The sequence below is a fragment of the Herbinix luporum genome, from assembly GCF_900070325.1.
Classification (GTDB): Bacteria; Bacillota; Clostridia; order Lachnospirales; family Lachnospiraceae; genus Mobilitalea; species Mobilitalea luporum.
In genome coordinates, this window is the sequence record NZ_LN879430.1 from 1 (window position 1) to 10,000 (window position 10,000).

The window sequence follows — 10,000 nt, forward strand, 5'->3', positions numbered from 1 at the left end:
ATGAAGAATATAATTGAAGAAAAATGGGATGAAATTTTACAATATTTAATATCTGAATATGGCATTACTGATGTATCATATAACACTTGGTTAAAGCCCTTAAAAGTATATGATGTAAAGGATCATGTCATAACTATATTGATTAATGACGAAAGGATTGGGCCTCCCAGCTTAAATGTCATTCGTAATAAATACGAGCTTTTATTGAAGGTTTCCATCGAAGAAATTATGAATGATCCCTACGAAATAAAATTTGTTCTTGCCAGTCAAATGGAAAGTATTGAAAGGAATGCTAAAATTCCTTCCGGGGATAATAAGATAGTACCTAATTTTCTAAATCCTAGATATACATTTGACACTTTTGTAGTTGGAGGAAACAATGAATTTGCAAGGGCTGCGGCCTTAGCTGTTGCCGAAAATCCAGGTGAAATCTATAATCCTCTTTTTATATATGGAGGAGTAGGACTTGGTAAAACTCACTTAATGCATTCCATTGCCCATTTTGTTTTAAATCAGAATCCTGATATGAAGGTTTTATATGTTACCAGTGAAAAATTCACTAATGAGTTGATTGATGCTATACAGAAGAAAACAACAACTCATTTTAGGGAGAAATATCGTAGTATTGATATCCTATTAATTGACGATATTCAATTTATAATAGGAAAAGAAAGTACACAGGAGGAATTTTTCCATACTTTTAATACCTTGCATGAATCTAAAAGACAAATCATCATATCCAGTGACCGACCACCTAAGGAGATGCTTACTTTAGAGGACAGGCTCCGTTCCCGTTTTGAGCATGGACTTATGGCGGATATTCAATCTCCTGATTATGAAACTAGGATGGCTATTTTAAAGAAAAAAGAAGAATTAGATGGATATAGTATAGATGAGGAAGTCTTAAAGTATATTGCCACCAATATAAAATCCAATATAAGAGAGCTTGAGGGAGCCCTTACTAAGATTGTTGCTTTTTCTAGACTTAAGAAAAGAGAGCTTAATCTTGAACTTGCTATAGAAGCATTACAGGATATTATCTCTCCTAATGAGAAGAAAGTTATAACACCTGATCTTATTGTAGATATTGTGGCTGAACACTTTAACATTTCACCTGCAGATATATATTCAAAGGACAAAAGTAGGGCAATTTCATATCCCCGTCAGATTGTAATGTATCTTTGCCGGCGTCTTACTGAATTATCAGTTACCGAGATAGGAAAAGCTTTGGGCAATAGAGATCATTCTACAGTTATTCATGGTTGTGATAAGATATCTAAAGATATTCAAAAAGATACATCCATACATAATACTGTAGATGTTCTTATTAAAAAAATTAATCCTGAATAAGTCGGTGATATCTTGTTGATAAAAGGTTGATATTCTGTTATTAATATGTTTAACCATAAAATGTAACTTTAATGATTGTTAATAAGTTAGCTCTTTTCAACATCCAAAGTCTAACTTATTTACAGGGTTATCAAAGGCTTAAAGCTTTGTATTATAAGGCCTTATAACAGATATCAACATTTTCACGGCTATTATTACTATGACTTCTAAGAATCTTTTATTTATATATATATAAAAAAGGGAAGGGTGTTTATACACAATGAAAATACGTTGCCAAAAATCTGATCTATTAAATAGTGTTAATATCGTACTTAAAGCCGTACCTACTAAAACAACTATGCCTATATTGGAATGTTTGATTATAGAAGCTAATAATTATGGAATTAAATTAATTGCCAATGATATGGAACTTGGAATAGAAACAATGGTTAAGGGTACTATAATGGAAGAGGGAATAGTTGCCTTAAACGCAAAAGTTTTTTCTGAAATAGTAAGAAGACTTCCGGAAAATGAAGTATATATATCTGTTGATGAGAACTACACCACAGAAATAATATGCGAGAAAGCTAAATTTGCCATATCCGGAAGATCAGGCGACGAATTTCCTTCCCTTCAAGAAGTAGAAAGAGAAAATCCTCTTACCTTATCACAATTTACCTTAAAAGAAGTTATCAGACAGACCGTATTTTCTATATCAGATAATGAAAGCAACAAGATTATGACCGGTGAACTGTTTGATATAAAAAATAATGAATTAAGGGTAATATCTTTAGATGGTCATAGAATTTCTATTCGAAAAATCATTATGAAAGAAGAATATGAAGAAAGAAAAGTCATAATTCCCGGTAAGACCTTAAATGAAATTAGCAAAATATTATCAGGAGAGGTAGATTCTTTTGTTAATATATTCTTTACCGATAAGCATGCCTTGTTTGAATTTGATGATACATTAGTTGTAACAAGGCTTATTGATGGTGAGTATTACAGGATAGATCAGATGCTATCTAGTGATTATGAGACTAAGGTTACAATAAATAAAAAAGAATTACTTAGTTGTATAGAAAGAGCTTCTCTATTAATCAGAGAAAATGACAAGAAACCAATTATTATTCGTGTCAGTGATAATAATTTTGAGTTAAATATTAATACATCTTTAGGATCTATGAAAGAAGATGTAGACATTGTAATGGAGGGTAAAGACATTGTTATTGGCTTCAACCCTAAATTTTTAATGGATGCTTTAAGAGTAATTGATGATGAAACAGTAGATATATACTTAATAAATCCTAAAGCTCCATGCTTTATCCGTAATAAGGAGCAAAGTTATATATATTTAATATTACCTGTTAATATAAATGTTGGGGCATAATATTATTAAGATAATACCTTAACCATATGTAAAAATTTATAATAAATTCAAGAAAAAAATCATTTTAAGCTGGTTTTTTTCTTGGATTAATTTGCTGTATAAAGATGGAGGTTATATGATAGAAATTAAATTAAGAGAAGATTATATTAAGCTTGGACAAGCACTTAAGGCTGCAGGGCTTGCAGATTCCGGCTCTTTGGCTAAATCTGAGATACTAGATGGAATGGTTAAGGTGAATGGTCAAGTTGAAATACAAAGGGGTAAGAAACTCCATGATGGTGATATTGTAGAATATAGGGGACAGAAGATAAAGATTATAAAATAATAATTTTAATATAAAAAATTTATGGGTATCTGCTGAATCAGGAAGAAACGATGGTGTAAGAATGATTGTAAAGTCATTGGAACTTAAAGAATTTAGAAATTATGAGCATCTTAATTTAGATTTTGATAGTGGTATCAATATATTATATGGGAAAAACGCTCAGGGAAAAACCAATATTTTAGAGGCTATTTATCTTGGTGGAACTACAAAATCCCATAGAGGAAGTAAGGATAGGGAAATTATTCGTTTTAACAAAGATGAAGCTCATATAAGAATAAATATTGAGAAAAATCAGGTAACTCATAGGATAGATATACATTTAAAGAAAAATAAAGCCAAAGGGGTAGCTATTGACGGTATCCCCATTAAAAGACAAGGTGAATTGTTTGGAATGCTAAACCTTGTGTTTTTTTCTCCTGAAGATTTAAATATTATAAAAAATGGTCCAGGGGAAAGAAGAAGGTTTTTAGATTTAGAATTATGTCAATTAGATAAAATATACATGTATCATTTAACTAATTATAATAAAGCTTTAGCCCAAAGAAACCATCTGTTAAAGCAAATAAGTTTTAACAGGGATTTATTGGGTACACTATATATATGGGATGCTAAACTAATAGAACATGGTAGTGTTATTATTAACACAAGAAATTCATTTATTCGTAAAATTAATGAGTTGATTTATCCGATACATAAAAAACTAACCGGAGGAAAGGAAGAACTAACACTTCAATATGAACCAAATGTAAGGCTAGATGAATACCCTGAAAAATTAAAACAGTCATTAGAGAGAGATTTATATTTAAAAATGACCAATGTAGGTCCCCATAGGGATGATATGGCATTTTTATTTGGTAAAATGGACATTAAAAAATTTGGATCACAAGGACAGCAAAGAACCTCTGCACTATCATTAAAGTTAGCTGAACTTCAGTTGGTAGAAGAGGTTATTAAAGATAAACCGGTTCTTTTATTAGATGATGTTTTATCGGAACTAGATAGAAGTAGACAAAATTATTTGCTTAACAGCATCGGAGATATTCAGACAATCATAACCTGTACGGGGCTGGAAGAATTTATCAATAATAGGATTAATTATAATAAAATATTTCATGTATCTAATGGAACAGTTTCCTGTGAAAATTAATATTAAGACCGCAAATTAGGAAATTTATATATATGATACAATCAATGCAATATATAGTGCAAAATAGTAATAAATAAACTTTTGCATAAGAAGAATGGAGAGTAAATATGAGTAATAATTACGGTGCAGATCAAATTCAAATATTAGAAGGATTAGAGGCAGTAAGAAAACGGCCTGGAATGTATATTGGTTCCACCGCCTCCAAAGGATTGCATCATCTGGTATATGAGATAGTTGATAATGCGGTAGATGAAGCATTGGCAGGTTACTGTGATACAATAGAGGTTAATATAAACAAAGACAACTCTATTACGGTAATTGATAATGGCCGAGGTATTCCTGTTGGTATCAATCATAAGGCCGGAATTCCTGCTGTTGAGGTTGTTTTTACAGTACTACATGCAGGAGGAAAGTTTGGCGGCGGAGGATATAAGGTGTCCGGCGGTTTGCATGGAGTTGGAGCAAGCGTAGTTAATGCCCTGTCAGAGTGGTTGGAAGTTGAAATATGTGTAGACGGAAAAAAATATCATCAAAAATATGAACGGGGTAAGCCTTTAATGAAATTACAGGAACTTGGAGAAACAGATTTAAGAGGAACCAAGGTTTCTTTCCTTCCTGACAAAGAAATTTTTGAAGAAACTATATTTGATTATGATATCTTAAAGCAACGACTTAGAGAAATGGCTTTTTTAACTAAAGGAATCAAGATAATTCTTAGGGATTTCAGACAAGAGGAAACAGTAGAAAAGGTATTCCATTATGAGGGTGGTATTAAGGAATATGTCCAGTACTTAAATCGCCATAAGGATCCTTTGTATCATGATATTATATACTGTGAAGGTAAAAAAGATGATGTATATGTTGAAGTAGCCATGCAGCATAATCAAACTTATGTTGAAGGCTGTTATAGTTTTGTAAATAATATAACTACTCCGGAGGGTGGTACCCATCTGGTAGGCTTTAAGAATGCACTGACAAAAACTTTTAATGAATATGCTAGAAACAATAAAATACTTAAGGATAATGAGGCTAATTTATCCGGTGAAGATATAAGAGAAGGTCTTGTTGCAATAATTAGCATCAAGTTGCCGGATCCCCAATTTGAAGGTCAAACAAAGCAAAAACTTGGTAATAGTGAAGCAAGGGGAGCAGTGGATAATATTGTAAGCGAACAGCTTACATATTACTTGGAGCAAAACCCTAATGTTGCCAAGATGATTTGTGAAAAGGCTGTGCTGGCCCAAAGAGCCAGAGAAGCAGCAAGAAAAGCAAGGGAATTAACCAGAAGAAAAACGGCTCTTGAAGGATCTGGTCTTCCGGGAAAACTGGCAGATTGCTCAGAAAAAGATCCTACTAAATGTGAAATATATATAGTTGAGGGTGATTCCGCGGGAGGATCAGCTAAAACAGCCAGATCAAGAGCAACCCAAGCTATTTTACCTTTAAGAGGAAAAATTTTAAATGTAGAAAAAGCAAGGCTAGATAAAATCTTATCAAATAATGAGATTAGAGCTATGATAACTGCATTTGGAACAGGAATATCAGAGGATTTTGATATTAGCAAGTTGCGTTATCATAAGATAATTATAATGACGGACGCCGATGTGGACGGTGCCCATATTGCTACCCTGCTACTGACATTTTTCTACAGATTTATGCCTGAACTTATTAAACAAGGTTATGTATATATGGCTCAGCCCCCTCTTTATAAAATTGAAAAAGGTAAAAATATAAAATATGCTTATAGCGATGTTGAATTAGATAAAATTCTAAGTGAGATAGGCAGAGACAATGTTAAAATCCAAAGATATAAAGGTTTGGGTGAAATGAATGCTGAGCAGCTGTGGGATACTACTATGGATCCTGAGAAAAGACTATTACTGCGGGTTACAATGGATGAAGAAGAATCATCAGAAATAGATTTAACCTTTACAACACTGATGGGTGATAAAGTAGAACCCAGAAGGGAATTTATTGAAGCAAATGCTAAATATGTTAGAAATCTTGATATATAGTTATATCTTAAAATAATATTAGGATAATTATGCAAATTACTGGTTTTTTCGGGGATCTTACTTAAGTTACCCGTTAAAGAAAGAAAGCGGAGGAAAAACAATGGATGAGTATATCTTCGATAAAGTGCAGGATGTGGATTTGAAAAAGACAATGGAAACATCATATATAGATTATGCCATGTCTGTTATTGCATCCCGTGCACTTCCCGATGTAAGGGACGGTTTGAAACCGGTACAAAGAAGAATTCTATATGCAATGATTGAGTTAAATAACGGTCCAGATAAACCACACCGTAAATGTGCCCGTATTGTCGGTGATACCATGGGTAAATATCACCCCCATGGTGATAGCTCTATATACGAGGCCTTGGTTAAGTTGGCCCAGGATTTCTCAACCAGGTACCCTCTGATAGACGGCCACGGTAACTTTGGATCTGTAGACGGTGACGGTGCCGCAGCTATGCGTTATACTGAAGCCAGACTAAGTAAGATCTCCATGGAGATGCTTTCCGACATCAATAAGGATACCGTAGATTTTAATCCCAACTTTGATGAATCAGAAAGAGAACCTGTGGTTTTACCGTCTAGGTATCCTAATCTTTTGGTAAACGGAACATCAGGAATAGCAGTAGGAATGGCTACTAACATACCTCCCCATAATCTGGTGGAGGTTATAAATGGTGTTCTAAAGATTATTGATAATCAAATCGATGAAGATAGAGATACAGAAATAGATGAAATTCTAGATATAATAAAAGGACCGGACTTTCCCACCGGTGCAGAAATAATCGGAAGAAGAGGTATAGAAGAAGCTTATAGAACCGGAAGAGGTAAAATAAGAGTAAGGGCTGTCACAGAAATAGAAACCATGCAAAATGGAAAACCTCGTATTATTGTTACCGAACTTCCTTATATGGTAAACAAAGCTAAATTAATTGAAAAAATAGCAGATCTTGTTAAAGAAAAGAAGATAGATGGCATCACTGAACTTAGAGATGAATCTGACAGAAATGGAATGAGAATTGTAATAGAGCTTCGTAGGGATGTTAATGCCAATGTCTTGCTAAATCAATTATATAAACATACTCAATTACAAGATACCTTTGGGGTTATTATGCTGGCCTTAGTTAATAATGAGCCTAGGGTACTTAATATTCTTCAGATGCTTGAATATTATCTAAAGCATCAAAAGGAAGTTGTAACCAGAAGAACCAAGTATGATTTAAATAAGGCGGAAGAAAGAGCTCACATACTGCAAGGATTACTAATAGCCCTAGATCACATTGATGAAGTAATTAGTATAATTCGTGGTTCTCAAAACGGTAATATAGCAAAGGAAAGATTAATAGAGCGATTTGGTTTATCAGAAGCACAGGCCCAAGCTATTATTGATATGAGGCTCCGTGCACTTACGGGACTAGAAAGAGAAAGATTAGAGGCGGAATTTGCAGAATTATTAGCAAAAATCGAAGAATATAAGGCGATTTTAGGAGATGAGAAAAAATTACTGGGAGTCATCAAAGAAGAAATCACTATAATCAGGGATAAATATGGTGATGAACGTAGAACAAAAATTAGCTATGATGAATTTGATATATCTATGGAAGACCTAATACCTAATGAAACCACTCTTATAGCCATGACAAAATTAGGATATATTAAGCGAATGACAGTGGATAATTTTAAGAGTCAGCATCGGGGTGGAAAAGGAATTAAGGGAATGCAGACTATTGAAGATGACTTTATTGAAGATTTACTTATGACCATGAATCATGATTATATTATGTTCTTTACTAATCAAGGACGGGTATACCGCCTGAAGGCTTATGAAATTCCGGAAGCCAGTAGAACAGCCAGAGGAATGGCCATTATTAATCTTCTACAGTTAATGCCTGATGAACAAATTACAGCTATTATACCCATTAAAGAGTACAAAGAAGACCGTTATTTATTTATGGCAACAAAATATGGCATGGTTAAAAAGACTCCAATTAAGGATTATGAAAATATTCGAAAATCCGGTTTAATAGCTATTAACCTTCGTGAGGGGGATGAGTTAATAGAAGTAAAAATCACCAACGGTAAAAAAGATGTATTTCTAGTAACCAAGAAAGGTATGTGTATCAGGTTTGATGAAGATGATGTAAGACCTACAGGAAGATCATCCATGGGGGTTATAGGTATGTCTTTAGATGAGGATGATCAGATAATAGGAATGCAGCTAGATACTCAAGGTGAATATCTTCTGTTTGTATCAGCCAAGGGACTAGGAAAACGAACAGCCATAGATGAATTCAAGGTACAATTTAGGGGAGGAAAAGGTGTTAAGTGCTATAAACTCACTGAAAAAACAGGTGAAGTAGTTGGGGTAAAAGCTGTTAATGAAGAAAATGAAATAATGCTTATTACTACAGAAGGAATTATTATTCGTATTTTAGTAAGTGATATTTCTATTCTTGGAAGAATTACTTCCGGCGTTAAACTTATTAATTTAGATGATGAAAATGTATTTGTTGCCAGTTTGGCTAAAGTAAGAGAAGAAAGTAGTTCTACATCTGATGAAGACATAATAAAAAATCTAGAGAAGGAATTAAAGGAAGAAAATCAATCCGATAGTTAAATCTTAAGATTAAAGTAATAATACTGGGGATGATAATAAGCATGCGGATTATAAGTACCAGTGAAATAGTAAAAAATATAAAGGAGATGTGCATAGAAGCCAATTATAAATTGGCTTCTGATGTAGATCTTAGTATTAGAGAGGCATATAAATCTGAGACTTCTCCAATAGGTAAGCTGGTACTAGGACAACTTTGTGATAATCTAGATATAGCTAAAAAGGAGTTAATACCCATATGTCAAGATACTGGCATGACCATAGTTTTTGTAAAGATAGGTCAAAAGCTACATATTGAGGGTGGATCCTTAGAGGATGCTATTAATGAGGGAATCAGACTTGGTTATCAAGAGGGATATTTAAGAAAATCCGTAGTATCAGATCCTATTATTCGAAAAAATTCTATGGATAATAGCCCGGGAATTATCTATTATGAAATAGTTCCGGGAGATAAGCTTGATATTACTGTTGCACCAAAAGGATTTGGCAGTGAAAATATGAGTCGTATTTATATGTTAAAACCATCAGACGGTGTAGAGGGAATAAAAAAGGCTGTTTTGGAAACAGTAAAATTAGCCGGTCCCAATGCCTGCCCCCCTATAGTTGTGGGAATAGGAATAGGGGGAAGTTTTGAAAAATGTGCCCTACTTGCTAAAAAGGCTTTGATGCGAAGTCTAGATAAATACTCTGATAAAGCTCATATAAGAAAACTTGAGGAAGAATTACTTGAGGAAATTAATAAGACAAATATAGGGCCGGCAGGTTTTGGAGGTAAAAATACAGCACTAGGTGTTAAAATAGAGACCTATCCTACCCATATAGCAGGACTTCCGGTAGCAATAAATATCAGCTGTCATGTAAACAGGCATGTTAACAGAATACTATAATAATAGCATCAATCGTATATTTAAGTATAAAAGTAGGGATTGGCTATGAAAAAATATATAAGCACACCATTATCAAAAGATGAAGCAAGTAAACTTAAAGCCGGAGATTATGTCTATATTACCGGAATAATGTATACAGCAAGGGATGCAGCCCATCTTAGAATGTATGAGGCTTTAATAAAAGGTGAAGAACTACCTTTTTCTTTAGAGGATAATTTTATATATTATATGGGTCCTACGCCTGCAAAGAAAGGGCAAGTCATAGGTTCTGCAGGACCGACAACCAGCAG

At 33.6% G+C, this 10,000-nt stretch carries 8 protein-coding genes (1 of these 8 cut by a window edge); all 8 read left to right on the plus strand.

From position 1 onward, the window contains the following. Positions 1 to 1,350 (plus strand): chromosomal replication initiator protein DnaA, encoded by a 1,350-nt coding sequence (gene dnaA / locus SD1D_RS00005; RefSeq protein WP_058257034.1) that lies wholly within the window; start codon positions 1 to 3, stop codon positions 1,348 to 1,350. Positions 1,351 to 1,609: 259 nt separating this feature from the next. Then, positions 1,610 to 2,719 carry a DNA polymerase III subunit beta gene (gene dnaN, locus SD1D_RS00010; protein ID WP_058257035.1) on the plus strand — a complete coding sequence of 370 codons (1,110 nt, stop codon included), beginning with the start codon at positions 1,610 to 1,612 and terminating at the stop codon, positions 2,717 to 2,719. A 115-nt stretch (positions 2,720 to 2,834) separates the two neighbouring features. After that, positions 2,835 to 3,044 carry an RNA-binding S4 domain-containing protein gene (locus tag SD1D_RS00015; protein ID WP_058257036.1) on the plus strand — a complete coding sequence of 70 codons (210 nt, stop codon included), beginning with the start codon at positions 2,835 to 2,837 and terminating at the stop codon, positions 3,042 to 3,044. A 61-nt stretch (positions 3,045 to 3,105) separates the two neighbouring features. Then, entirely contained in the window at positions 3,106 to 4,191 is a 1,086-nt protein-coding gene (gene recF, locus SD1D_RS00020; protein ID WP_058257037.1) for a DNA replication/repair protein RecF, read from the plus strand. A 107-nt stretch (positions 4,192 to 4,298) separates the two neighbouring features. Then, complete coding sequence (gene gyrB / locus SD1D_RS00025) at positions 4,299 to 6,206, plus strand: DNA topoisomerase (ATP-hydrolyzing) subunit B (RefSeq protein WP_058257038.1); 1,908 nt, start codon at positions 4,299 to 4,301, stop codon at positions 6,204 to 6,206. Positions 6,207 to 6,306: 100 nt separating this feature from the next. Next, entirely contained in the window at positions 6,307 to 8,826 is a 2,520-nt protein-coding gene (gene gyrA, locus SD1D_RS00030) for a DNA gyrase subunit A (RefSeq protein ID WP_058257039.1), read from the plus strand. 41 nt (positions 8,827 to 8,867) lie between these two features. Then, entirely contained in the window at positions 8,868 to 9,710 is an 843-nt protein-coding gene (locus tag SD1D_RS00035) for a fumarate hydratase (protein ID WP_058257040.1), read from the plus strand. Between the two features lie 45 nt (positions 9,711 to 9,755). After that, positions 9,756 to 10,000, plus strand: the beginning of a protein-coding gene (locus tag SD1D_RS00040; protein ID WP_058257041.1) for a Fe-S-containing hydro-lyase. The gene runs 289 nt beyond the window's last position; only the first 245 of its 534 coding nucleotides appear in the window; the start codon lies at positions 9,756 to 9,758; the stop codon falls past the right edge of the window.